Source organism: Botrimarina hoheduenensis (assembly GCF_007859815.1).
Taxonomy (GTDB): Bacteria; Planctomycetota; Planctomycetia; order Pirellulales; family Lacipirellulaceae; genus Botrimarina; species Botrimarina hoheduenensis.
The window spans coordinates 169,648-192,491 of sequence record NZ_SJPH01000003.1 but is presented as its reverse complement, the minus strand read 5'-3'; the positions used below and the strand labels follow the sequence as shown (position 1 = coordinate 192,491).

Genomic DNA, 22,844 nt, shown 5'->3' with positions numbered 1-22,844 from the left:
GTGGGCTTGGTGGCGGTGGGTTGGCGCTTGAACCCTTCTAGGAAGCGGGGAAAGTCGGGTTTATCCGGCTTTTATCGGCACCGGCCGAGGGTAGCGGGGTTGGTTGGCAGACGCGGCAGCCGGATACACTAGGAACCGTCGCGCGGCACAGGGCTTGGGGTGACCCCCAGGAGCCCGGACTAGGTTGTTCCCGCCCGAGTGCGATCGGGCGAGGCGTTCGCCGCGCGACCCCGGTACACCGTTGTTCCCCGATCCGTTTCGCCACGTCGCAAGAGTTTCGCCTTGGCATCCCGCCGAGACCCCAGCCGCAGCACGATGGCCCGCTATACCGCGTCGGATCCCGACGTGCGGCTGATGCTGCGCGTGGGCGAGGACGATCCGGCGGCGTTCGAGGAGCTGGTGCGGCGGCACCAAGATCGTCTGATCGCGGTGCTGACCTACCAAGTTGGCCGCCGTGAGCTGGCCGAGGAGCTGGCTCAAGAGGTCTTTTTAAGGGTCTATCGGGCGCGCAAGCGCTACGCGCCCGGTGCCAAGTTCAGCACCTGGCTGTACCACATTGCGACGAATATTGCGCTGAACGCGCGGCGGCGGATGGCGCGGAAAAAAGAGGTGCGGATGCCGATCATTTCGCCCGACGAAACCGGCGCGCATGCCCTGGACCCCGTCGCCGCCAGCGGTGCGATGCCAACCCGCGTTGCGGATCGCCAAGAGCTACGCTCCGCGGTGCAAGCAGCGATCGCCACGTTGGGCGAGCGCCAACGCATGGCGGTCATGCTCGCCAAGTTCGAGCACCTAGGTTATGCCGAGATTGGCGAGGTGTTGGGCATGACGGCTCAAGGCGTAAAGTCGTTGCTCGCGCGCGCCCGCGAGAATCTGCGTGACGCGCTCGAGCCCTACCTCGACCATGGCATTGCACCAACCGATCAGACGCTCTCGCTCTCGTTAGCGGAGGATCGGTCGATCGAATTAATTCTGCCCGACGAGGCGGACCATGATTGACCCACGCGAACACGATGGACGATCGAGTTCGGCCGACCCGCTCTTGCACGAGCGGCTCGTGGCCTACCTTGACCGCGAACTCCCGCTGGCAGAAGCCGAAGCGATCGAAGCAGAGATCGCGGCGAACGAGGCGGCCCGCATTAAGCTCGAAGGGCTCGATCGAGTCTGGCGTGCCTTGGACGCGCTGCCGGTCGAAAAGACAGATGCCGACTTCACGCGGACCACGCTCGCGCTGGCCGCGGGGACCGGCATCACCAACACCAGCGCCGGAGCATCACGGTTTGGCAGCCTCAAACGAGGGCTGCTGCCGCTCATCTGGCCGGCAATCGCTGGGTTCGGGGCGTTGGCGGTCGTCTGGCTTGCGGCGTGGGTCCCCCAGCAGCGCACCCTCAAGGCGCTACCACTAGCGCTCGCCGCTGATGCGCTGCAGCAGTTTGAAAGCCTCGACTATCTGGAAACGCTCGCCCAGATCACGCCCGAGCTGGCGCTCGCTGCCAAAGACCCGGTTATTGCCGCGGAAGCCGACGACTGGCTAACGGTGAATCAGATGACCCGCAGTGAGCGTCTCGCGTGGCTTACGACACTCGATAGCAGTCGGCGAGACGCGATCGCGAAGCGCGTTGCTTCTTATCAGACCGACTCCCGGAACGCCGAGCGGATCGCCGAGCGACATGCCGAGCTGGTCGCTTCCGAAGATGCCGAGCGATTGGCTGGCTATGCGGCTGCTTACTATGCCTATGCCGAGAGTCTCTCCGCGGCGGAACGCGCCGAGCTGCGGGAGCTGAGCCCCGAACAGCGTGCCCGACGGGTAGCCAAGAAACTACGCCGCTGGCGGCTGGAGAGAACGCTTACGCTTGCCCCCGGTGAGCGCGCAGCCCTGGCAAGCCATCTGCGCGACGTGGTGCGTTCGGAAACCTTCACGCAGGCGCGTGAGAACGCGTTCGCCCGCCGAGGCCCTCGCACGGCTCCTCCCGAGTTGCGCCGCGTGATCGATGCGCGATTGGATTCCGCTCCCGCCGCGGCGCTGAGCCGGGTCGGTCAGGCCACGCTGCGCGCAACGCCCGTACGGGCCCCCGCGCGCGATGACCGCAGAAATCGGGGAGATATGCTGTGGCTGATGATCGGCAACGCCTTTCGCGAGAGCTGGCCGGCGGTCGAAGAGGAGATCGTCACAGGCTTGCCCGAGCGCCTCCGCGTCGCTTTAGAAGAGGCCTCGCTAACGGGCCGCGAGCGGACCGAAGCGGTGCTCGCTATTCTGGGCCAAGCGGCCTCGGAAGACACCCCGGACGATCAACGCGAGCAGTTCGAGAGCCTTAGCAACGAGCAGCTTGCCGAATATTTGGCGCTCCCCTCGAACACGATGATGGACCGTCTCACCGACGACTGGGGCGCCCAGATGGGAGTCACGACGGAGGACACGGTCGAACGAGGCTTCTTCGAGCGTGGCCCTCAAGAGCGCGGGCCGCGCGGACCGGCGGAACCCGCCGGTCGGGAAGGCTTTCGCCGGTTTGGTCCGCCCCAGCCGCCCCCTTCACGCGAGTTGAGCCCGGAAGGTCGGCCGCGGCGGGGACGCCCCGAACAGCCAGAACCACCGCAACGCTGATCCGCTCTCTTGCATGCGGGCTGCCGGGGTGATCCCACCTTAGTGCCGCATCAAACGGACTTCGTTGAAGCCGATCGCTTCGATCGATTGGTCATCAAGCACACCGTTGATGGCTTCCAGCAAGCGCTGGCGAATCTCAGCGAGGTCCGGGTCAAGCAAGTCTTCGGGTTGGATCTGACGGAGCGTGCGGAGCGTACGGTCGCCGATCAAGAAAGACTTTTCTTTGAGCTCACGTTTAAGCTTCGAGGTCCGATACCGGAGTGCCTCGCCGTACACTTCGAGATCGAGTTCGGTCATGTCCCCGGTTTCCGCCGAGGGTGGCAGGGTGACCCGAAACGAGCCCAGCGACACTTCGTCCATGCGTGTGCGAATAGCGCGCTTGCGGACCTGTTCGACCAGCTTTTCGCCGTTGTAGCAGCCGGGCAATCCGAGCGCAATGACCGCCAGGGCCGCGCTGAGCGTCAGACGGTGGATTGCGGGAGACAACATGCTTGATCAACGAAGAGGGGCCGGACTAGCGGGGTCCCCACGCGGAGGGAGGCGCTACGGGTGAGGGCATCCTACGTCAAACCGTTACAACCCGCGTGATCGCGCGGAGGGGCCCGGTCGCGCAGGGGTTGCTTCTGAAGGGTAGGTCATCTTGGCCGTCCACGCCGGCCAGACCGACCTAAGTTTTTGTGACCCGCGATGTCCGCACCACGACTCCAACCGCTGCATGCCGCTCTCGCGCCCGCTCTGCTGGCGCTGGGGGCGTGCGGCTGCGCTGAAGAACCAAAGAGCCTGCTCGACGAGATAAAGCTGATGCCTTCGCGTGAAGAGCTTGTCGAGGTCCCGCTTGGGTCGTTCTTGATACCGGTTCCCGTGTTGCTCGAAGACGGTGCCGAGCGGTTCTCGTCGGAGAACCTCATCGAGCTCGACTTCGATTTGGTTGCGATCGTCGACCCGGTCCACCGCGCACGGGTCGAGCGTTACAAGAATCGTTATGAAGGGCGGCTAAGAAATGAGGTCATCAAGGTTTGTCGCAATACGGCTCGTGACGACGTGTTGGAGTCGGAGTGGTCAACGCTGAAGGCACACTTGCTGGACGCGACCCAGCCGCTGTTGGGCGGTCTTGGCGTCCGTCGACTCGCTACCCCACGCATCGTGAAGGAACCCCTATGAAGGCGGCCATCAACTCATCAGTTGCCAGCACACCGCGGCACCAACCGGCATGCTGGCTCATCAAGCTTGTGGTGTCCGCTTGGTTGTTGGTGGGTACGAGCGCCGCCACGGCCAACCCCGATGGTACCGCCAACGGTACCGTCGATGCCGAGGCACCGCAGGCCGGCGTGTACGGTGTGGAACTGGGCGATTTCTACTACCGCGATGTGCGGCCGGTCGAAGGGGCAAAGATCCGGCTCAGCTTCGTGCTGCACATTTCGGTAGCGAAAGAGCATGAGCCGCTGATGAAGCAATTGCTCGATTCACGCTTGAATCGTCTGCGCAGCGCGGCGCTGATCGGTGTCCGGCTTTGCTTGGTGCGAGACTTCCAGGAGCCCGAGTTGCTTATGCTGCGCAATCGGATGGAAGCACAGCTGCGCCGAATTGAGCCGCGGCTTCCCGAGTGCGAGTTGCTCATCAGCGACTATGCCTACATGAGCGAGTGACCGCTCGGCGGCAGCACTCTGCTGCCCGAATGGCTCACCCCACCCTGGCCCCGCGGCCCCTCTCCGCGGCCCCTCTCCGCGGCCCGCTCTCGAGTCCCGTTTGTCATCAGAAATGATCCCGGCACGGGCTTCGAGCCGGCGGTCCGGTAGACTCTCGTTGACCAAGCCGGAAAAGGCGTGCTAGGTTGCCCCGCTTATGGCGTGGGGTAGGCCCCGCCGGTTCAGCAGTGGCCCTCAGGTGTGTCGGCCGCTGGTAACGCGGCCCCGAGAGGCCGCCTTCACTCAGGGCATCGGATGCGATTTCTTCGCGACGCGGAGCAAAGGCCACCTCGGAACAGCGGTTGGGCCAGCCGGCAGATCCCGCGAACCGGTGCCGAGTGGCTTGCAGTGTTCGTTCTGATGTTGTCGGCCTTTGGCTGCGACGGGGGGCCCGCCGTGGACGAGGCATCGGCCTCGTCAGAAGCCGCCGCGACGACCGAGGGACCAACGACCAAGGCGGAAGATGGCAACGAGCCATCGATAGAGACCGACGCCGACGCGCCGTTCGTGCTGGGCGATCTCATCAAACCGTTCGACCCCCCGCCGACGCTCGAAGCACTCGAGGCTTCGAAGACCTGGGTCGATAGCCCGGTGGTTGATGCCATGGCGCGGCTACGCAAGCAGAAGCAGAGCGAGCCGCCGCTGGTGAGCGTCGAGCAAGCGCTCGCCATGAAGAACGAATCCGAAGAAGCGAATCAGAAGATTCTTAGCGCGCTCTCGGTGCTTCCGTCGGAGGAGGGGGGCCGTGTCGATTACGACGCGACGATCAATCGCTCGTTTCAACAGGACCTGCGTTCGACCAATCCGGTTCTGGTGAGCAGCATGTCGGAGTCGGAAATCGCGTCGATGATTGCGTTCGCTCTTTTCGGTTTCGACTGGGCGATGAACCCCTTTGCCTCGGCCGACAGCGTTGTGTCTTGGCGCACCAGCGAGGACCGCATGGTGGACCTGGTCGTGTTGCGCGACGATCTCACTTGGTCTGATGGGAAGCCCATAACCGCGCGCGACGTCGAGTTTTCTTATCGACTCATTATGTCGTCCGCCGTGCCGGTGCCGGCCATGCGCGCAGGCACGAGCGACCTCCAGCTGGTGAAAGCTTACGACGATCGAACCGTGGCTTTCTTTCATAAGAAGTCATCGGCGGTCAACGTGTGGAGCCTCAACTTTACGATCGTGCCCGAGCACGTGTACGCCGACTCGGTCGCGGAGGACCCCACGCTACGTAAGAGCGCGCATCATATCCAGCAAGAGAAGAAGCCAGTTGTCGGCGGTCCTTATGGGCTGGAGAGCCACGTCCGCGGGCAAGAGGTGGTGCTCGCCCGTCGCGAGTCGTTCTATAAGCACAACGGGAAGCAGGTGCGCGAGATCCCCTACTTCAAGCAGATCCGTTATCGGATCCTCGAGGACCAAAACACGTCGTTGCTGGCGCTCAAATCAGGAGATCTCGACGAGACGCTGCTGGGGCCCGAGCAATGGACGACTCAAACCTCGGGCGACGATTTCTACCGCAACAACACCAAAGTGCGGGGAGAAGAGTCGACCTTCTTCTATGTCTGCTGGAATCTTAAGTCCCCGTTTTTTGATGACTTGCGGGTGCGTCGCGCCATGGCCCACGCCATGAACTACGAGGAAATGCTCGACGACCTGTGCTTCGGGCTATTCGGCCGATCCACAGGCATCTTTGATCCGCAGTCGTGGGCTTATCCCAAAGAGCCTCCGCAGCTGCTCGAGTACGACCTCGATCGCGCCGAGGACTTGCTCGACGAGGCGGGCTGGGGGGACTCCGATGGGGATGGCATCCGAGACAAGGAGATCAACGGCCGCGTGACACCGTTCGAGTTCTCGCTGATTGTCAGCAACAAGCCCGACCGCATCGCGATATGCAATCTGCTCCGCGAGAACCTGGAGAGCATCGGCGTGCTCTGCCGCATCGCCCCGCTCGAAGCGGCGGTGCTCCAAGAACGCAGCTTCCAGCGAAATTTTCAGGCGATGATGGCCGGCTGGGGCGCGGGGGCGGATCCGTACATCAGCAACAACATCTATGCCACTCCCGGCGAGCGCAACTACGGTTCCTACTCGAACGCAGAAGTGGATCGTCTCTTTGCTGAAGCCGAGCGTGAGTTTGATCGCGAGAAGCGAGCCGAGATGTACGGACGGATCCATCATCTGATCTACGCGGATCAGCCCTACATGTTCCTCTACACCCGCAGCTCGTTCTACGCCTTCAACAAGCAGCTGCGCGGCTATCGGTTCAGCCCGCGTGGTGCCTTCAGCTACAGCCCGGGCTTCGGTTCGATTTGGCGTCTGTTGCCCTGATCACCGGCACCTTAGAGTGAGGACTTCCTGCGGCGAAGAGCACAGGCACAGCCCCGCGTAGACCCCCGATCCGCCATGCTCGACTACCTGATTCGTCGCTTCCTGCTCGCTGCGGTTACGCTCGCGTTGATCACCTTTTTGGTGTACGGGCTGATTCGGCTTATGCCGGGCGATCCGCTGCTGATGCAGATGGAGTCGATGGGTCCCGACAAGATGCCACGGGCCGAAGACCTGGAACGCATGCGCGAGGTGTTCGGTCTGAATGACCCGTGGTATGTCGCTTACTTCGATTGGCTCGGCCGGATCGTGCGAGGCGATCTGGGGGTCTCGTTGTCACGCAACACCAAAGTGGCCGCGATCATCAGCGAACGGATCGGGCCAACGCTGCTGCTGTCGCTGTCGTCTCTTTCGTTGACGTACTTGCTCTCGATCCCGCTGGGTCTGTACTCGACCGCGCGGGCGAACAAGCCCGATGAACGCGTGCTGAGCACGCTGCTTTACATGCTGTACTCGCTCCCCTCGTTTGTCGCGGCGCTGCTGCTGCAAACCTGGTTCGCGATTGAACTCCGGGGCACCGCCTGGGAGCTGCCCCTGTTTGGCATGGTGAGCGATAACTTCAATGACCTGTCCAAAGGCGCGCAGGTGCTCGACCTTTTGCGGCACGCGATCCTACCGATCACCTGCTACACCTACGGCAGCTTGGCGTATTACAGCCGGTTCGTGCGGGCGAACCTGCAAGAGGTGGTCCGGCAGGACTATATCCGCACGGCCCGGGCAAAAGGGGTGGGTCCGCTGCGGGTGCTGGTTCGGCACGCGTTGCGGAACACGATGATCCCGCTCGTGACCATGATCGGTCTGACGCTGCCAGCGCTGCTGTCGGGTTCGATCATCCTCGAGCAGATCTTTAGTTGGCCGGGCATGGGCAAGCTGTTCTTTGAATCGATCCGCGAACGCGACTACCCCGTTCTGATGGGTCTGCTGCTGATGTTCAGCACGTTGACGCTGCTCGGGCAGTTGCTGGCCGACACGCTGTACGCGTGGGTCGATCCCCGCGTTAGCTACTCGTAGCCACCTGGCCAAGTCAGACTTTTAATTTCCCCACCGATCCCCCCAACAATCCCCCCCACCGAGTTCTTTCCCGAGCGTCACACCGCCGATCAGCCCTTCCTCTTCGGAGGGGTTTTTTAAGCAGCGGGTCGTGACCGGGTTCGATCAGGAGTGAGCTTAGTTTGAGCACGGAACCAGCGAGCCGAGGATTTTGGCAAGAGGTCTGGCGACGCTTCGCCAAGCGTCGGCTAGCGATGATCGCGCTGGCCTATGTGGTGATGATGGGGCTCGTGGCGTTGCTGTCGCCGGCGATCGCCGGCACCAAGCCGTTGGTATGCTCGTATCAGGGCAAGCTCTACTTTCCGGCGCTGGGCTATTTCAACCGTTCGTGGGAGAACGCTGTCTTCCGGAAGGATCGTTTCCGCAACGTCTATCCGGCCAAGCTGCGTGAAAAAGACCCCGCGAGCTGGGCGATCTGGCCGCTGGTTTATCAGGATCCTTACCGCCGCGTGCGCGACGGAGAGTGGCCCGATCAACCCGCCAATCCCACCCGCGACGAGGGGCGTCCCAACCGTTTCAACTTGTTTGGCACCAACCGTGCTGGGGTAGATGTGTTCGCCCAGATGGTTCACGGTGCCCGCACCGCGCTGCTGGTGGGGTTTGTCTCGATGGGCATCGCGACGACGATCGGTGTCATCGTGGGTGCCACGGCCGGTTTCTTTGGCGGGTGGATCGATACGGCGCTCAGCCGGTTGATCGAGGTGGTCATGTGCGTGCCGTCGCTGGTGCTCATCCTGGCACTGATCGCGGTGCTTGAGCGCCCGACGATCTGGCACCTAATGGCGGTGCTGGGCGTCACGGGGTGGACCGGCATCGCCCGATTGACTCGCGCCGAGTTTCTCCGACTGAAGGAGCTAGACTACGTCGTCGCGGCGCGAGCCATAGGCGTGGGCCGAACCGCGATCATGTTCCGTCACCTGATGCGGAACGCCATGGCTCCGGTCTTGGTGCCGGTCACGTTCGGCATCGCCTCGGCCATCCTGACCGAAAGTGCGCTGTCGTTCTTGGGCTTCGGTGCCCCGCCTCCTAATCCGAGTTGGGGTGCGCTGCTGAACGATGGCCGCGGCAACCAGCAGATGTGGTGGCTGATTGTGTTCCCGGGGGTCGCCATCTTTTTGACGGTGCTCGCCTATAACCTGATCGGCGAAGGCCTGCAGGAATCGACCGATCCACGACTCGCCGGTGCCGAATAACCCCTCACGCGGTGCCGCTGCACGCCTTGTGCGTCCATGTGAGTTCCGAGCACAGCCCCGCGCACGCTCGGCGAAGCGGGGTCCGACCGCTATCTTGAGTCTCGCGCTACAATCGATTTCTCGTTCTCTGCGGACGCATCCGATTCTTCCCCCCCCCACTAAGTGATCTGTGAGCGATCCGCGATGTCCAACTCCGTCATCGACATCAAGAACCTCCGCACCTACTTCCACACGGAGGAGGGGGTCGTGCGGGCAGTGGATGATATCTCGTTCCGTGTCGACGAGGGCCGCACCCTGGGCATCGTCGGTGAGAGCGGCTCGGGCAAGAGCGTCACGTCGCTATCCATCATGCGGCTGCTGGCCGGTTCCGCTCGGATCGAGTCGGGCTCGATCGCGCTGCTCGGCAAAGATCTGGTTGGCCTCCCCGAGCCCCAGATGCGCTCCATCCGCGGCTCGGACGTGAGCATGATCTTTCAAGAGCCGATGACCTCGCTCAACCCGGTCTTCACCGTGGGCGATCAGATCATCGAGGCCCTCCGGCTTCACCAGAAGCTCTCGAAGTCCGAGGCCCGCCGCCGCACGATTGAACTGCTCGACGAGGTCGGCATCCCCGAGCCCGCTGTCAGGGTCGATAGCTATCCGCATCAGATGTCCGGCGGGCAGAAGCAGCGCGTGATGATCGCGATGGCGCTCAGCTGCAATCCCAAGCTGCTGATCGCCGACGAGCCAACCACCGCCCTCGACGTCACCATCCAAGCGCAGATTCTAGAGATCCTCCGTCGTCTGCGCGACACGCGCGGCATGTCGATCCTGTTTATCACCCACGACCTGGGCGTGATCGCCGAGATTGCGGATGACGTGCTCGTTATGTTCCGTGGGAAAATGGTCGAGTACGGTTCGGTGCTAGAGATCTTCGAGAATCCTCAGCATCCCTACACCAAAGGATTGTTGTCGTGCCGACCGCGGCTCAACACGCCGTACCGTTTGTTGCCGACCGTCGCCGACTTTATGCAGACGGTGCAAGAGCCGTTGCCCGATGGGTCGATGACCACACGCGTCATCGAGACCAAGCTCTCTGAGGACGATATCCGGCGGATGACCTCGCACGGGCGGGGCCGATTGCTGCACTCCAAGAGCGAGCTCGCCACACTGGGGCACCCGTGGACCGACGGGCTGCTGGCTCCCGACACGCAAAGTGTCGAGGAGGGCACCAAGCCGCTCTTGGCGGTGGACGATCTACGGGTGCACTTCCCGATCAAACGGGGCGTCTTCTCGCGCGTCGTGGGACACGTCAAAGCGGTAGACGGCGTTTCCTTTAATGTTTACCGCGGGCAAACGCTGGGGCTGGTCGGCGAGTCGGGGTGCGGCAAAACCACTGCCGGCCGCGCGATCCTCCGCCTGGTCGATCCCACCAGCGGATCGATCCGTTTTGACGGGATCGACGTTGCCTCGCTCCAAGGGGCCGCGCTTAAGAAGATGCGGAGCCGCCTGCAGATCATCTTCCAAGACCCTTACGGTTCGTTGAATCCGCGGATGACGATCGAATCGACCCTCATCGAGCCGATGGCGGTTCACGGCTTGGGCACCAATCGCGCTGATCGCCGCGACCGTGCCGTGGAGCTGCTCCGCGAAGTGGACCTGCCCCCCGATCACCTGCGTCGCTATCCGCACGAGTTCTCAGGGGGCCAGCGGCAGCGGATCTGCATCGCGCGCGCGCTGGCTGTCGAGCCCGAATTTATCGTCTGCGACGAGTCCGTTTCGGCGCTCGACGTGTCGGTGCAGGCCCAAGTGCTCAACCTGCTGAAGGCACTGCAAGAGAAGCGCGGCTTGACCTACATCTTCATCAGCCACGACCTTTCCGTCGTGAAGTTTATGGCCGACATGATGGCGGTGATGAACGCGGGCAAGATCGTGGAGTTTGGTCCTTCCGAAGCGATCTATGCCGATCCGCAGCAGGAATACACCCGCCGCCTGATCGCTGCCACGCCCGACGACGATGTGCAAGACATCCGCCGGCGTGTCGCTGCGCGGCAAGCCGCCACAGCGGACTGAGTCGCTGCACGATCCCAGCCGGCATGCCACAGAACCGCAGGCGCAAAAATGCGGGCCCATCGTCGTAGGCGCAGCGTCGCAGGCTGAGCGTCGCAGGCTCAGCGTCGCCATCGCGCGGGGGCCGGCAACCTTGGGTTCGAGAGACCGTCTTGCAGCAGCGCCGCAATCAGGGTGCTGGCCTGTTCTGCCGATCGCTCGGCGCGAATCATCCAGGGCCTGCGCAGCAGACCGAGCCCGTCGAAGCTTGTATCCGAGAAGAGCCCCAGCGCTGCGCCGCAGATACGGCGGTTGAGATCGCCACAGACGGGGGGCCGCGTCGCGGCGGAGAATGCTGCCGAAAGCGAGAACCGCAGCAGCTCGGCAACCGCCTCGGAACCCACCGCGTTGTGCGGGTGGGCGTCGTAGGCAAACTCGCGCAATCGCGACACATCGAGCGCGAACGCATCGACGTTGCCGCCCCGCGCAACGTAAGCGAGCAGCACGTCTGACCAATGCGCGGCCCGCTTTTCGAGGCTCCGCAGCAGACGCCGCTTGGGCGAATCGGCCGGCCACCAGGCCGCCGCGAGAGTTCGCCAGCGTTGCCGTGCCTCGATACACCCCTCAAGCGTGTTGCTGCCGATCGGTGCGGACTCGTTGACGTGCAAAGATTGATCGTGAGCGGCCGTGATCGCGGCAACGATGCGCGCAAGCACCTCGCTCAGCAGAATCTCTTCGCCCAGCGCGGCAAGGCAGGGTGCCTGGGGGGTAGCGGCCGCGGACTGGCTGTGGCCGAGCAAGCGGAGCGCGCGCCCCCATTCGTCCATCCGGCAACGCGAGGCGACCCAGTACTCCGCGAGCGCGTCGTCGCCGAGCGGAGCCGGTTGCTCGATCAGCGACGGCGCGTGCAGCGCCGCCAAACCGGCGTATTCGACGAGCTGACGTGCGTGCATGCGAGCGCAAGGGGGACGGAAGGCGCGTGTTTTGAGCTTTGCCTTGCGATCGATGCAACCCCTGCGCCAGTTGGCCCGATGAGACACGAAACCCGTTGCAGGGCGTGGGTTTACAGCTTGCTTGCCGAACTAAAGCGGTAGTCAGACGTTGCGAAAAAACAACACGTCGGTGCCGTTGTCTCCGGCGGTCATCGTTTGCCGTGACTCACGCCGCCGCCTTCTCACGGTTGCTGTTCGACCCGCGATCGGATCCCGCAACCGAGTCCGCCGCCTTGCTACTGCTGGCGAATGCGGACGGCTGTCGCCGAGCCGTTGACGATCTCGACGCTGAACACCCACTGCGGTACCACCGGCAGCCGAGAGAGGGGCGTACGGCGGGCAATCGCCGCCGAGACCGCAGCCGAGTCGCCGCTCCGCGCTAGCACCACGTCGTGCGAGGACTCGCCCGCGGCGACCAGACCGCTGGTGTTGCGGTAGAGGTGGTCGACGCCACCTGGCTTCCAGGGGCCCGACACGAACCGCAACCCGCCGTCTTGGAACAGCACGTTCTGCCCCTCGGCGTGGACCGACAAGCTGCGGCAAGGCCCGATTGGGGCGTCGGCAAGAATTGGTGTGCGGCAACTGCCGCAATTGGTGACCGGGCAGAGCTGATCTTTCTCCACATGCGGAAGCGCGTAAGCGTAGCTGCCGCCGATCAGGTGCTTGAGCTGCTCGTAGAGCACGCGCGGTGCCGCGTCGAGTTCGGCAAGGGTTGGTACAAAGACGGGGGCTTGGGGCACACCACGGGGCTGCATGCCCAGCGTGGCGGGGCACACCAAGGCGTCGCGCAACGCCTCGCGATCGTAGTAGCCCGCGTCAGCCAGTCGCACGCTGTAGATCCCGGCCGGATCGGTGGGGCCGACTTCCGGGAAGCGGCCCTGGTGTTCGTTCGAGTAGGCGAGTAGCGCTTGACCGATGCTGCGCAGTTGGTCTTCGCACACGACACGTCGCGACGCTTCGCGCGAGCTGAGCAGCGAAGGGGCCGCTAGCGCGAACGCCAGCCCGAGGATCGTTGCGAGCGCCGTCGTGTCGAGCAGCGATAATCGCTTCGTGCAGCCAGAGACTTCGGCAGGGGCAAAGACGCCCGATTCACTCAGCACGGTCGCCGCGGTACGAGCGGCAAGCCCGAGGGGCGGCTCGGCGTCGCGCCGGTCGAGGTCCGAAAGCAGATCGGCTTCCAACGCCCACTCGGGCGGGGGCATGTCGAGGCAGGCTGCGATCTGCACGATCCGCTCACGCAGGCGGGGGTCGTTCGCGGCCCGACGGCGCAGAGCGGCTTCTTGAGCGGCGTCCGCCTCGCCCATGAGCAAGGCGACAAGGCACTCGTCATTCGGACGCGGGGCGAGCGATTCGCCCGAGCTCGTGCCGGCGATCGGACAGTCGTCCCTCGGGTCGTCGTCAAGCGGTTGGTCGTCGTGTCGCATGCCGGAGATCCGACTTCAGCTACGCTTTGGAACATCGAAAAAATACCGACCGAGGTCCCGCGGGGTGGGGGAAGGACCTCGGCCGGTAGCGTTCTTTAGCATAGCTTGGCGGGGGGTGACGAGGCGATCGAAGCGAGAGCTATCGCAACCGAGCGTCACACGCCCTGCCGGGGCATCAGCTGCCCGGGTGCGTCTCACGCCATTGCTGGCCGAGCTGACCGACCGCCGAGTGGAGCCGGCTTTTGACCGTTCCCACAGGGATATCGAGCTCAACCGCCGCTTCGCGATATTTCATGCCCTTGAAGTAAACCAGCGATACGGCCGATCGCAACTGCTCAGGCAGTGCGGCAACCGCTCGCCGGACCCATTCCGTACGCTCGGCCGACTCAAAGCGTTCGCCCGGTCCGGCCTCAGAAGAGGCCAAAAGATCGCGGAGCGAGCCCACCTCGGCGTGTTCCGACCGATTTGATCGATCCAAGCTGACCGCTTGGTGCCGCTTGTTGCGACGCTGCAGATCGATGGCCCGATTGGTTGCGACGGTGTACAGCCACGGCCGGAACTTACGCGAGGTATCGAACAGGTGCCCCTTACGGTGAACCTGCAGAAAAGTCGCTTGAAAGGCGTCTTCGGCCAGAGCCGCATCGCCTAGGTAGCGGCGGAGAAAGCTGAACAGCTCACGCTCGTAACGCTTGATAAGCGTTGCGAGATAGGGCCGATCGGCAGCGCTCGGACCGGCCTGCTGATGCAGCGTAAGAAGCTGCTCGTCGGCGAGGTCCTCGAGCGCAATGCGATCGAGGTCAGTGGCGTTTTGACGGTTTTGGGTGGTGAGCGTCGGCATCTTGGCGACCCTTTCTCTTTCAATCTCCGACCGTGCGGACGAAGCCGTTCGTCTCACGACGGGGGATGTTGTTACCCCCAGACCCCTTACTCCGCGATTCGCAACGAATCGCAGGGTTATTCCTTGGGGTCCGAGGTTTCTTGCTAGCGACCGTCGTCTGTCGTCCGTGGCAGTCGCTGGCAAGAATGATGGGAGCTACATAAGCAACCGCTGTGCCATTTTCAGTTGTAGTCACTTGTCTTGCAGTACTTGATCTTGTGTTAAGTATTGAAGGGTTGGGGATTTACGCGGGTAGGCGCCCTTTTGTTCAGTACTTCCCTCGGTGAGCTACAGCACCTTGGGCACTGCCAAACTTGCAGAGCGTTGCAATCGAAGCGACCGCGACTTTTCTCAAAATGAGACGGCCTGTCTCACAACGGCACAGCAAATCGCCTCACTTCCGCCAACGAACGCTTCGTCTGATTGACGATTCGAGCGCGCAGCGGGTTCCCTAAGATCTTCGCAAAGGGTTGGCAGATATTGGCTTGTGAAACGATTCACAAGCACTCAGGCGGCTTCGGAAAGCTGCCTGCCGGCGTAGTACGCCGCTACCTCGGCAGCAAGCTGCCGATAGTCCTGAGCCCCGCGGCTCGAGGGGTCGTAGTCAAGAATCGACTGACCATAACTCGGGGCCTCGGCCAGACGGATGTTGCGGCGGATGCGGGTGTCGAACAGACGGACATTCCGCCACGCCCTTCCGCCGGACGAGCGGAGGTGATCGAAGTAAGACTCGACATCCGAGGTGATCTCGGTCGCGAGTCGGGTGCCCGTTTCGTAGAGGCACAGAACGACGCCCGCCATCGCGAGCCGCGGGTTGAGCCGTTCCGCGACGAGCTCGACCGTTTGCATGAGCTTGCTCAGCCCATGCAGCGCGAGAAAGTGGGGCTGGAGCGGCAGGAACACGTCGTCGACGGTCGAGAGGGCGTTCAGCGTGAGCACGCCCAGCGAGGGGGGGCAGTCTAGCAGCACGTAATCGAGCGGCAGCGTATTCGCCGCGAGCTTGTCGCGGAGGATCAGTTCGCGGCCGACCACGCCGGCGAGCTCGACTTCGGCAGCGGCTAGGTCAATATGCGCGGGGGCAACCCACAGCCGCTCGCCCGCGGGACGCCAGAGCTGGTCGATCGTGGCGTCTGCGGTGAGCAGGTCGTAGGTCGTTGGCAGCGGACGCTTGGGATCGGCCCCTAGGTGCAGCGAGGCGTGGGCCTGGGGATCCAGGTCAACAACGCCCACGCGACAGCCGTCGGCGGCGAGGGCGGCGGCAAGATTGACCGCGGTGGTCGTCTTACCGACGCCACCCTTCTGGTTGATCACTGCGAGGGAACGCATGCCGCGGGCCGCTGGGAAGAAAGGGGTGTGGCTTCAGAGGAATCAGGTGGGGAGTCTATGGATCCGTCGCGAGCGGTCCCAGACCAGTCGTGAGCGCAACGCTAGCAAGCGCGGCCCCCGCTGCCGGCGGGACCGGGTTGCCGGCTATAACTTGGTGAGAGGCCCGTAAACCGAGTGCTGCTTGCCCCATGCCTGATGACTTTGACCCCTACCGCGAAGCGCTCGTGGTCGAGCATACGACACACTGGCCGGCGGAGATCCGCCAGCGGGTTGCCGACTGGAGCGCGGGCAAGCGCGAAGCGTTTGCCGCCCAGTTGCACGCGGCACCCGACCAAGCCACGGGGCTTGAGTACGTTCGGGTACATACCGGCTTCTGCCGACGCATCATTGTGACGGCATTTGACCTGGATCGGCTCGCGTGAGCTGATTCGCTTGCGTCCCCCTTTGTGGGGACGGTTGCTGCGGCTGATCGCTGCTGGCATCGATCGCCCCGTTCCCCCTTCTTCTACTTTTCAACCCCGCGACTCACCGATGAGCGACGACGTTTCGACGGTTCGTGTCAATCTTGCCGAACGCAGCTACGACATCCGCATCGGACGGGGCGTGCTGGCCGACGCGGTGGCCTTCGCGACCGAGCGGGCCGCCGTTGCGCACCTGGCGGTTATCACCGACTCGAACGTAGACGGCCTCTACGGCGACGCAATGGCGGATCGGTTTGTCGAAGCCGGCATCGAGACCCAGGTGCTCGTGGTCGACGCGGGAGAGATGAGCAAATCCAGCGAGGTGGCGGTCAGCCTGTGGGAGACCATGCTCGATGAAGGATGCGATCGGCAATCGGTGGTGATGGCGGTCGGTGGGGGAGTGATCGGCGATCTGGCGGGTTTTGTCGCGGCGACTTACACCCGCGGTCTCACTTTCTTTCAAACGCCCACAACGCTGCTGGCGCAGGTCGATAGCTCGGTCGGCGGTAAGGTTGGCATCAACCTTGAAGGGGGCAAGAACCTGGTTGGTGCCTTCTGGCAGCCGCACGGTGTGCTGATCGATACGGACGTGCTCGGCACGCTGCCCGATCGTGAGTACCGCGCAGGACTAGCCGAGGTCGTGAAGTACGGGGTGATTCTGGACGCCGACTTTTTCGCCTACCTCGAGGCCCATGCGGACGCGATCAACGCCCGTGACGCGAGCGTGTTGCGGCAGATCATCGAGCGCTCGTGTCGATTGAAGGCAGACGTAGTGGAAGCCGACGAGCGGGAGATCACAGGCCGCCGCGCCGTGCTGAACTACGGCCACACGTTCGGCCACGCCTTAGAAGCGGCGACCGGCTATGAGCGCCTCCTGCACGGCGAAGCCGTGGCGATCGGCATGGCGTGCGCTTCGCGTCTTGCTGAGCAGATGGGCCGTATCGACGCGAGCGTTACGACACGCCAACTCGCGCTCATGGAGCGTCTGGGTCTCGATACCCAGACGCCCGAGGATCTTGATCCTGACGAGTTGGTACAGCTCATGTACCGCGACAAGAAGGTGCACGATGGCGAGCTACGCTTCGTCTTGCCGACACGCATCGGTGAAGTCGAAATGGTCGCCGGTCCGAGCGACGAGGCCCTGGTGATTGCCTCGATCCGCGGTTGAGTAAAGGTCGCGGGAGCAAGAGACGCAGCCCGTGGCGCGCCAAGCGGTGGGGGATGGCGTCGGGCAGTAGCTGTTACTAATGTCACTTTGGTGCGAAAGAAACGATCCGCCATCACTGTCGGCCTGTGGGGGCAGCGGGGGGGCCGCTTGGCGAAATCTTACGCAATACGGCGTTTTCTTGCGGCAATCCGCCTGTTTTGTCCTTGCGCGTTTCGGTGTTTTTTCCCCGAGGCTCCGAAGAGGCAAGATTAGTTCGATTTTTGTCTACCAAATGCTGGCGAGAAATGCGGGATCGGTTCATCCTGCGAGCCCTGCACGATTAGTCCTCCCTGCCAGCTGTTCGCGCGGGGATCTTAACTGTTCTTAGCCCCACTTAGCTTGCCGCGGCGCCTGCCAGCTCGCGGTAAGCGAACGACAGCTCCAATCTCGCAATGACCGCGAATACGCCGCCGAGCTCGATCGGCGCCGCGAAGGGACCCGAAGAATCGGCCTCCCCCCTCGCCCCTGAACCGATTCTTGTGCATCTCGTGCGCTGCGATCCCTTGGACGCCAGCGAGATCCAAGCCGCGCTCCGCAAACTGGGTTGTCACACCAAGCTGCACGACGACTTTGAGCCGTGGTGCGTCCGTGTTGTCAAAGAATCTCCGCTGCCCGACCTCGTGGTGCTCGTCGGCCGAGCCGAGAAGCTCTACGCCATCGAACCGATCCGCCGGGCGATCCCCGCGACCGATTCAGCACCGGTGCTGGTCGCTGCCGCGGGAGCCACGGTCGAGCACGCCATGAGCTACATGGCCCAGGGTGCCAGCGGACTCATGCTCTTGCCCGCCTCGGCCGACAAACTTGCCGCTTCGCTGCGCGAGCCCGTAGGGGTTGCTCTGGCAGCCGGCGCGGATCGGCGTCGGACGGCAGACTTCCGCCAACGACTGACGACCGTCACCAGCGGCGAAGCCGAGGTCCTGATGGCCATGCTTCAAGGTGCCGCCAACAAGCAGATCGCCCTACAGCTGGGCATTGGTCTGCGTACCGTCGAGCTGCGTCGCTCGAAGCTGATGAAGAAGATGAACGCGGCGAGCGTCTCGCAGCTGATTCTCAACATCGGAATCGCCGGAGTCGATCGCGTCCCCGCTCTGCTGAACGGGCGCAAGCGATCAACCCGTAGTTCGACAGTCGATGCGTGAAGCGGGCCGTGCGTTGCCCGAATTGACGCTGATCGCGTTCGGCACCGAACCGGCAGCCTCAAAGGCCGGTAAGAGAGCACCGGCGTCGGGGCGGCACGGCTTGCGGGCGAGCGATAGCGTCGTGGCGGTCGGCTGACTATTGTCAGCAGGCGATGATTGATCCCCCGCCGCCGCCGCCCTCGCCGCCGATCGAGGCCGTTAATGCCCCGGTTTTTTCGAGCGCGCTGCTGGCCGAGGTGCGGCTTGCATCGGTCCGCGGCGTAGGACCCCTGCTGCGTCGCCGGCTGATCGAGGCCTTTGGCGACGCTGAGCGGGTGCTACGGACCTCGCCGCAAGAGCTCACCGGGGCACCGGGCGTGGGTCCGAAGTTGGCGCAGGCGATTGGTGCGGCTCCGGATGAAGCGACGGCGCGCGGTGAGTTGCGGCAGGCGGCCACCGCCGGCATTCGTCCGCTGGTGCTCGGGACCCCGGAGTACCCGCCGCGCCTAGCACAGCTCGGCGATGCGCCGCCGGTGCTGTACTGCCGCGGTCAGGTTGCTCCGACGGACACGCGCGCGATCGCCATCGTGGGCACCCGCAGGGCATCGCGTTACGGTTTGCGGTACGCCGGTGAGTTGGCGGCCGGGCTCGCGCGGGCAGGCGTTACCGTGGTCAGCGGGCTAGCCCGAGGGATCGATGCGGCGGCCCATCGGGCATGTTTGGAAGCGGGCGGGCGAACGCTGGCGATCATGGCCGGGGGGCTCCTCAAGATTTATCCACCCGAACACGCCGAACTCGCCGAGGCGGTGGCCCGCCGGGGAGCGTTGTTGGCCGAGTCACCGCCGCGGATGCCGCCGATGAGCGGTTCGTTTCCGCAGCGCAACCGTATTATCAGCGGCGTCTCGTTGGGGGTGGTGGTGGTCGAGGCCGCGCGGCGGAGCGGGGCGATGATCACGGCTCGGCATGCCGCTGAGCAGGATCGGGATGTGTTCGCCCTCCCCGGTGTGATCGACAACCCTCAAGCGGCCGGCTGTCACCAGCTCATTCAGGAGGGGGCCAAGCTCATCACGGGGGTGGACGACATCCTCGCGGAGTTGGAAACGCTCGAGGCCTGTGGCGTGATCGACCCGCGGCCAAACGCTGCCGTGGGGGTACCAGTAGCGCCGGATTCTGCCCCCTCGAGGTCAGCAGCTCTTCCGCCGTTGTCTGAGGTTGAGCAGCGCGTTTGGGAGGCGATCGGCGTGGGGCCGACCGCGATCGACACCCTGATCGACAGCGCGGGTTTGCCCGCCCACAAGGTGCTCGCCACGGTGAGCCTGCTGGAACTGGCCGGCCGCATCGAGCGGCTGAGCGGGGTGATGGTGGCTCGTCGATCTTAACGGTTTGCCCGGTCCGATTCCGCGCTGGCTGCAGCGGGTACAGCGTTCAGGGGGTAATGGTCGGTTGCGGATTGGTAAAGTTTGCCGGATGGGTAATTGCTTTTGTTCGCGTGACCCGTGCCGTATGTGCTGACGGCTCCGTTGCGGTCAGCAGGATTCTGCCGTCAGCAGGGGCGATTCCAACGATCGTCGGGCCTTGAACGCCGATCTGACTGCCTAGGGAGCGTTCCCGCGCCCCCGCCGCTCAGACCAGTAGTTAGACGCCGGTGTCTGTCGATGACAGACGAACGGGCGAACCGAACGACCCGATCGCTCAAGGATTGAGCGACGCGCAAACGCAGGAGAGGACACGGATGACCCTTTTGGCTCTCACAACGCGTCGGCTGGCGGCCGCAGCGGCACTTGCCGTTGCTGGCGGATCGGTCACCCCGGCGTTGGCACAGTTCGTCACGGCAAACAACTACCAAGCGGCACCGGCTCAGACCGCGCCCCAGGGCGTCTACCGTCCGGCCCAACCGGTCTACGGGGCCCAGCCAAGCTACGCGGCTCCGCCGGCCTACGCCCAGCAGAGCTACGGCCAGCAGAGCTACGGCCAGCCCGCCTCTGGCCAGCCTGGATACTCGCAGCCCGGCTACGGCGCGCCGCAGTATCGGGTTGCTCAGACGCTGCCCGAACCGGTCGAGCCGATTGCGGCCCCTGAATCGAACCCGAGCCCGCAGCCGACGCTGTACGCCCCGGTTCCGCTGTCCGGCCCCGTTCAGCATTACGAGCAAGCTCCGCAGATGACTTACGGTCATGAGGGGCAGCCGATGCACGCCAGTGCCTACGGACAGCAGGGCTGCGCGACGGGCGATTGCAACCAAGGGGTCTCTTGGGACACCTACACACAAGCGGGCCCGGGTTGCGATGGCGGGGCCGCTTACGGTGCCGCGCCGTGTGCGCCGGCCTGTAACCTGGCACCGGCGCGTCCGAGGCGGCAGTGGTTCGCGGGGGTCTATGGCCTGTACATGGAGCGCGACAATCCGGGCAAGGCTGCCACGGCCGTCACGATTCAGGACGAGTCGTCGATCACCACGCCCTACTACCCGCCAACGACCGAGAACTTCCTGTTCACCACGGCCGCCGATATTGATCCGCAGTGGGGCGGCGAGATTCGCTTTGGTAGCACGTTTGGCAACGATCCGTGCGGTGGCTGCCAGCCCTTCGCGTGGGAGATCGGCTACTGGGCGCTCAACGATGATGAGAGCCAGGCCACCACGCTCATCACCTCTCCGCTCAGCCCCGCTGCCGATCCGCGGATCTACGGCATGATCGACTACTCCGGATTGGAGTACGACCGCGACAGCGCCGGTGGTGCGTGGTCGTACCGTCCGATGAACGATTACGTTGATCATCAGATGCCCGTCGAGAACGCGGCACCGAACGATATCCGCGTGGTGGGTGTCCGCGTGCGGCAGAACTTTCAGGTTCAGAACCTGGAGCTCAACTTCTGGCGGTTCGGCTGCCCGGTGGAAGTTGGCGGGCTGGGAGTTGGTGGCGGCCGCTTGATGGGGGGCGCAGCGAACGCCTGTGGCGTAAGTGGTTGTGGCCCCGATGCCTGTGGTGGCGGCAGTGGCTGCGCCCCGTGCGGTCGCCCGCCCCGTCGGTTCTTCATCAACGGCGTCGCCGGCGTGCGCTACCTGCGCATCGACGAAGACTGGCAGAACGCGGTGCAGTTCTCGACCGTCGACGGCACGGGGACGCCCATCGCCGGAGAACCGACCGCTTACACGGGCTTCCCGATCGATGACGATAACGTGCTGTTCCACGACATCGAGACCCAGAACCAACTGGTTGGTTTCCAGCTCGGTTGCAGCATGAATTGGTTGGTGGGTTGCAAGTGGAACCTGTTCGCCGACTCCAACTTCGGCGTGTACGGCAACGACATCGACGTCTATCAGCGGGTCTACAGCGGTGGCGGCGGCACGGTCCGCTTTGTCGGCGACGCGACCAACGCCGCCATACGGGCGAGCCGGCAAGACGTTTCCTTCCTCGGCGAGCTCCGCGCCGGTGTCGGTTACCAGGTGAGCTGCAATTGCCGCCTGACTGCGGCCTATCGACTGATTGGCATCTCGGGCGTGGCGTTGGCGGTGGAGCAGATCCCCGCGAGCTTCGCCAACTCCGAGCTGCTGACGCACATCGACTCGAACGACTCGCTCGTGCTGCACGGTCTGCAGACCGGTGTCGAGTGGAAGTACTGAGCTAACGACTCGCCCGCCGGTGTGACCCGGCTCGCGGACGGTGTTCCGCCGGCGGCGATAACGACCCCCCCCGATGTGCGAACGTCGCTCGCTGGCCCTTGGCCGGTGAGCGGCGTTCGGCTTTTGTGTGCCGGGCGGCTAAAGAATCGAGCGGAGCAGAAGCTCGAAAGCCGGATCGCGGCGGAGCGGCTCGAAGTCGCTCTCGTCTTCAACGAGCGACTTCATCACCGGGTCCAGAGCGATCGCGCGTTTGAGACTCCGCAGCGCCGCCAGCGGTCGGCGGAGCAGGCTGTAATAGCACGCGAGGTTGAAGTGCAGAATCGCTTCGTCCGGCGTGACAACGAGGGCTTGCTCGAGCGCCTGGGCCGCTTGATCGACGTGTCCGCTCCGCTTGTAGCACCAGCCCAGGGCGAGCCACGTATCGGAGTCCGCCGGACGCAGTTCGGCGCTGCGGCGGAGCGGGTAAAGTGCTTCGCTGTAGCGGTGCAGCTCGCGGAGGCTTTCGCCCAGCAGGAAGCAGGCGCGGGCGTCGCCGTGGACCAACTGGCCCCGACGTTGCAGCGTGTGCAGGGCTTGCGCGTGCATGCCCAATTCGAGATAGCCCTCCGCTTCACGCGAGGCACAGCGGAGCAGGGTTCGGCAGCGTTGGGCGAGTGTCGGCGGGATCACAGCCAGGGACGCCAAGGGGTAAGTGGGGGGGTCACGCCCGATGGATCCGTCGGGCGAGCGGTTTAGCGGTATGAGCCCGCAGGTTCTTCCGCTGCGCCGATTTTATCGCAACCCTGCAAGAGGCCAAACACTTTGGCGCACGGATCGACGCAAGTCGTTACGGATTGAGGACTAACCGACGCCGGGGTCGCTCACGTGCCGTTCCGCTCGCAACAGCGGG

General features: G+C 64.1%; 19 protein-coding genes. 13 read left to right on the top strand and 6 right to left on the bottom strand.

Annotated elements, in window-relative coordinates; genetic code table 11:
- The first annotated feature begins 282 nt into the window (after positions 1 to 282).
- Both Pla111_RS08045 and Pla111_RS08040 read left to right on the top strand, forming a co-directional pair.
- A complete protein-coding gene (locus tag Pla111_RS08045) occupies positions 283 to 999 on the top strand; it encodes an RNA polymerase sigma factor (RefSeq protein WP_231930838.1) in 717 nt (238 codons plus the stop codon).
- Positions 992 to 2,602 carry a proline-rich domain-containing protein gene (locus tag Pla111_RS08040; RefSeq protein WP_146573159.1) on the top strand — a complete coding sequence of 537 codons (1,611 nt, stop codon included), beginning with the start codon at positions 992 to 994 and terminating at the stop codon, positions 2,600 to 2,602. Before Pla111_RS08045 ends, Pla111_RS08040 begins: the two co-directional genes overlap by 8 nt.
- A gap of 39 nt (positions 2,603 to 2,641) precedes the next feature.
- Here Pla111_RS08040 and Pla111_RS08035 read toward each other — a convergent pair whose 3' ends face one another.
- Complete coding sequence (locus Pla111_RS08035; RefSeq protein WP_146573157.1) at positions 2,642 to 3,091, bottom strand: flagellar basal body-associated FliL family protein; 450 nt, start codon at positions 3,089 to 3,091, stop codon at positions 2,642 to 2,644.
- A 198-nt stretch (positions 3,092 to 3,289) separates the two neighbouring features.
- Between Pla111_RS08035 and Pla111_RS08030 the strand changes: the two genes are divergently transcribed.
- The 6 genes from Pla111_RS08030 (at position 3,290) to Pla111_RS08005 (ending at position 10,955) form a co-directional block, all read left to right on the top strand.
- Entirely contained in the window at positions 3,290 to 3,763 is a 474-nt protein-coding gene (locus tag Pla111_RS08030) for a hypothetical protein (RefSeq protein WP_146573155.1), read from the top strand.
- Complete coding sequence (locus Pla111_RS08025; protein WP_146573152.1) at positions 3,760 to 4,248, top strand: hypothetical protein; 489 nt, start codon at positions 3,760 to 3,762, stop codon at positions 4,246 to 4,248. The genes Pla111_RS08030 and Pla111_RS08025 overlap by 4 nt, the downstream gene beginning before the upstream one ends.
- Before the next feature lie 294 nt (positions 4,249 to 4,542).
- Positions 4,543 to 6,603: an ABC transporter substrate-binding protein gene (locus Pla111_RS08020; RefSeq protein WP_231930830.1), complete on the top strand. Its 2,061-nt coding sequence runs from the start codon at positions 4,543 to 4,545 to the stop codon at positions 6,601 to 6,603.
- Positions 6,604 to 6,678: 75 nt separating this feature from the next.
- A complete protein-coding gene (locus Pla111_RS08015; RefSeq protein ID WP_146573151.1) occupies positions 6,679 to 7,671 on the top strand; it encodes an ABC transporter permease in 993 nt (330 codons plus the stop codon).
- A 161-nt stretch (positions 7,672 to 7,832) separates the two neighbouring features.
- Positions 7,833 to 8,903 (top strand): ABC transporter permease, encoded by a 1,071-nt coding sequence (locus Pla111_RS08010; protein ID WP_231930828.1) that lies wholly within the window; start codon positions 7,833 to 7,835, stop codon positions 8,901 to 8,903.
- Positions 8,904 to 9,086: 183 nt separating this feature from the next.
- Positions 9,087 to 10,955: an ABC transporter ATP-binding protein gene (locus Pla111_RS08005; protein ID WP_146573149.1), complete on the top strand. Its 1,869-nt coding sequence runs from the start codon at positions 9,087 to 9,089 to the stop codon at positions 10,953 to 10,955.
- 98 nt (positions 10,956 to 11,053) lie between these two features.
- Here Pla111_RS08005 and Pla111_RS08000 read toward each other — a convergent pair whose 3' ends face one another.
- From Pla111_RS08000 to Pla111_RS07985, 4 genes are all read right to left on the bottom strand, one after another.
- Positions 11,054 to 11,884: a hypothetical protein gene (locus Pla111_RS08000; RefSeq protein ID WP_146573147.1), complete on the bottom strand. Its 831-nt coding sequence runs from the start codon at positions 11,882 to 11,884 to the stop codon at positions 11,054 to 11,056.
- 275 nt (positions 11,885 to 12,159) lie between these two features.
- Positions 12,160 to 13,347 (bottom strand): hypothetical protein, encoded by a 1,188-nt coding sequence (locus tag Pla111_RS07995; RefSeq protein ID WP_146573145.1) that lies wholly within the window; start codon positions 13,345 to 13,347, stop codon positions 12,160 to 12,162.
- A 175-nt stretch (positions 13,348 to 13,522) separates the two neighbouring features.
- Positions 13,523 to 14,185: an RNA polymerase sigma factor gene (locus Pla111_RS07990; protein ID WP_146573143.1), complete on the bottom strand. Its 663-nt coding sequence runs from the start codon at positions 14,183 to 14,185 to the stop codon at positions 13,523 to 13,525.
- 546 nt (positions 14,186 to 14,731) lie between these two features.
- Positions 14,732 to 15,550 (bottom strand): ParA family protein, encoded by an 819-nt coding sequence (locus Pla111_RS07985; RefSeq protein ID WP_146573141.1) that lies wholly within the window; start codon positions 15,548 to 15,550, stop codon positions 14,732 to 14,734.
- A 188-nt stretch (positions 15,551 to 15,738) separates the two neighbouring features.
- On the opposite strand from Pla111_RS07985, the gene Pla111_RS07980 reads away from it, so the two are divergent.
- The 5 genes from Pla111_RS07980 (at position 15,739) to Pla111_RS07960 (ending at position 21,955) form a co-directional block, all read left to right on the top strand.
- Positions 15,739 to 15,972 carry a hypothetical protein gene (locus Pla111_RS07980; protein WP_146573139.1) on the top strand — a complete coding sequence of 78 codons (234 nt, stop codon included), beginning with the start codon at positions 15,739 to 15,741 and terminating at the stop codon, positions 15,970 to 15,972.
- A 10-nt stretch (positions 15,973 to 15,982) separates the two neighbouring features.
- Complete coding sequence (gene aroB / locus Pla111_RS07975; RefSeq protein WP_231930826.1) at positions 15,983 to 17,179, top strand: 3-dehydroquinate synthase; 1,197 nt, start codon at positions 15,983 to 15,985, stop codon at positions 17,177 to 17,179.
- 431 nt (positions 17,180 to 17,610) lie between these two features.
- Positions 17,611 to 18,357 carry a response regulator transcription factor gene (locus Pla111_RS07970; RefSeq protein WP_146573137.1) on the top strand — a complete coding sequence of 249 codons (747 nt, stop codon included), beginning with the start codon at positions 17,611 to 17,613 and terminating at the stop codon, positions 18,355 to 18,357.
- A gap of 152 nt (positions 18,358 to 18,509) precedes the next feature.
- On the top strand, positions 18,510 to 19,715 hold the full coding sequence (gene dprA, locus Pla111_RS07965; RefSeq protein WP_146573135.1) for a DNA-processing protein DprA: 1,206 nt from the start codon (positions 18,510 to 18,512) through the stop codon (positions 19,713 to 19,715).
- Positions 19,716 to 20,068: 353 nt separating this feature from the next.
- On the top strand, positions 20,069 to 21,955 hold the full coding sequence (locus tag Pla111_RS07960; protein ID WP_146573133.1) for a hypothetical protein: 1,887 nt from the start codon (positions 20,069 to 20,071) through the stop codon (positions 21,953 to 21,955).
- Between the two features lie 138 nt (positions 21,956 to 22,093).
- On the opposite strand, the gene Pla111_RS07955 is transcribed toward Pla111_RS07960, so the two are convergent.
- On the bottom strand, positions 22,094 to 22,639 hold the full coding sequence (locus Pla111_RS07955) for a TPR end-of-group domain-containing protein (protein WP_146573131.1): 546 nt from the start codon (positions 22,637 to 22,639) through the stop codon (positions 22,094 to 22,096).
- Positions 22,640 to 22,844 lie beyond the last annotated feature (205 nt).

Coding starts and splice junctions, on each gene's coding strand:
- Pla111_RS08030 (WP_146573155.1), top strand. CDS start 3,290: ATGTCCGCACCACGACTCCAACCGCTGCATGCCGCTCTCGCGCCCGCT.
- Pla111_RS07960 (WP_146573133.1), top strand. CDS start 20,069: ATGACCCTTTTGGCTCTCACAACGCGTCGGCTGGCGGCCGCAGCGGCA.
- Pla111_RS07970 (WP_146573137.1), top strand. CDS start 17,611: ATGACCGCGAATACGCCGCCGAGCTCGATCGGCGCCGCGAAGGGACCC.
- Pla111_RS08035 (WP_146573157.1), bottom strand. CDS start 3,091: ATGTTGTCTCCCGCAATCCACCGTCTGACGCTCAGCGCGGCCCTGGCG.
- Pla111_RS08040 (WP_146573159.1), top strand. CDS start 992: ATGATTGACCCACGCGAACACGATGGACGATCGAGTTCGGCCGACCCG.
- dprA (WP_146573135.1), top strand. CDS start 18,510: ATGATTGATCCCCCGCCGCCGCCGCCCTCGCCGCCGATCGAGGCCGTT.
- Pla111_RS07980 (WP_146573139.1), top strand. CDS start 15,739: ATGCCTGATGACTTTGACCCCTACCGCGAAGCGCTCGTGGTCGAGCAT.
- Pla111_RS08000 (WP_146573147.1), bottom strand. CDS start 11,884: ATGCACGCACGTCAGCTCGTCGAATACGCCGGTTTGGCGGCGCTGCAC.
- Pla111_RS08005 (WP_146573149.1), top strand. CDS start 9,087: ATGTCCAACTCCGTCATCGACATCAAGAACCTCCGCACCTACTTCCAC.
- Pla111_RS07985 (WP_146573141.1), bottom strand. CDS start 15,550: ATGCGTTCCCTCGCAGTGATCAACCAGAAGGGTGGCGTCGGTAAGACG.
- Pla111_RS08020 (WP_231930830.1), top strand. CDS start 4,543: ATGCGATTTCTTCGCGACGCGGAGCAAAGGCCACCTCGGAACAGCGGT.
- Pla111_RS08025 (WP_146573152.1), top strand. CDS start 3,760: ATGAAGGCGGCCATCAACTCATCAGTTGCCAGCACACCGCGGCACCAA.
- Pla111_RS08015 (WP_146573151.1), top strand. CDS start 6,679: ATGCTCGACTACCTGATTCGTCGCTTCCTGCTCGCTGCGGTTACGCTC.
- Pla111_RS07990 (WP_146573143.1), bottom strand. CDS start 14,185: ATGCCGACGCTCACCACCCAAAACCGTCAAAACGCCACTGACCTCGAT.
- Pla111_RS07995 (WP_146573145.1), bottom strand. CDS start 13,347: ATGCGACACGACGACCAACCGCTTGACGACGACCCGAGGGACGACTGT.